The 1,238-nt window shown below is 42.2% G+C and carries 1 protein-coding gene; it reads left to right on the top strand.

Going from position 1 to position 1,238, the window contains the following annotated elements:
• Nucleotides 1-75 precede the first annotated feature (75 nt).
• Nucleotides 76-1,238: alanine dehydrogenase (locus tag ACOVO2_RS04045; RefSeq protein ID WP_421768736.1), on the top strand; the 1,163-nt coding region annotated here is incomplete at its 3' end.

Here is a 1,238-nt window from a genome sequence, read left to right as displayed (position 1 = left end):
ACCAATAACCAGTTTACCAATAACAAGTTTCCCAATAACAAGTTCACCAGTAACCAGTCCCCAAGTAACCAAACAATGACAGGACAATCTATTTCAGAATTAGCACAGCAATCGGTTCTTTACCCACAGGAGTCGCCAGAGATGATAAAAAAAGGCAAAAAAAGCCTTTTTATTGGACTTCCACGTGAAGTTTCGTTGCAGGAAAATCGTATTGCACTCACACCCGAATCAGTCACGTTATTGGTCAGAAACGGCCACGAAGTAATCATAGAAAAAGGTGCTGGCGAAGGTGCGAAATTTTCTGACAATGATTACAGCGAAGCTGGTGCAAAGATTGTTTATAGCCCTGAAGAAGTTTTTGAGGCTGATTTGATTGTAAAAATCGAACCTTTGGTTGAGTCCGAAATGGCTTATTTGAAAACTGGTCAAACCGTTATTTCCACACTCAATGTTCCGAATCTTTCTCGCTCATATTTTGAGCAACTCAACGAAAAACGAGTAACCGGTATTGGTTTTGAACTGATTCAAGATAAAGTGGGGAATTTCCCGATTATCAGGACCATGAGCGAAATTGCAGGAAGCACCGTGATGCTTATAGCAGCCGAATACCTGAGCAGTGTTCATGATGGTCGTGGAATGATTTTGGGTGGAATTACAGGCGTGCCACCAACTAAAATCGTGATTATCGGAGCGGGAACTGTTGGCGAATATGCAGCTCGAACAGCACTCGGCTTAGGTGCAGAAATCAAAGTTTTCGACCAACATATTTACCGACTTCAACGCTTAAAATACGCAGTCGGGCAGCACATTTATACGTCAATTATTGATTCTGATACTTTGGGCGATGCCCTTGCTCGTGCCGATGTTGTGATTGGGGCAATGCGTGCCGAAGATGGCGTAGCTCCGATGGTTGTTACGGACGAAATGGTATCGAAAATGAAAAATAATTCGATAATCATTGATGTGTCGATTGACCAAGGTGGATGCTTTGAAACTTCCGAAATGACAACGCATAGACACCCAACTTTTCAGAAATACGGTATTACGCATTATTGCGTACCAAATATTGCATCGAGGGTAGCACATACGGCAAGTATAGCCCTAAGCAATGTATTTACGCCATTTTTATTAAAAACTGGACACGTAGGCGGTATTGAAGATATGATTTTTGCCAAGCAATGGTTCACGAAAGGCGTTTATTGTTTCAAAGGTAGCCTCACAAACCTTTCGATTGCCCA

Origin of the sequence: Emticicia sp., from assembly GCF_049241225.1 — a bacterium.
In the GTDB taxonomy this organism is placed as follows: domain Bacteria; phylum Bacteroidota; class Bacteroidia; order Cytophagales; family Spirosomataceae; genus Emticicia.
This window is presented reverse-complemented; position numbering and strand designations above follow the sequence as displayed.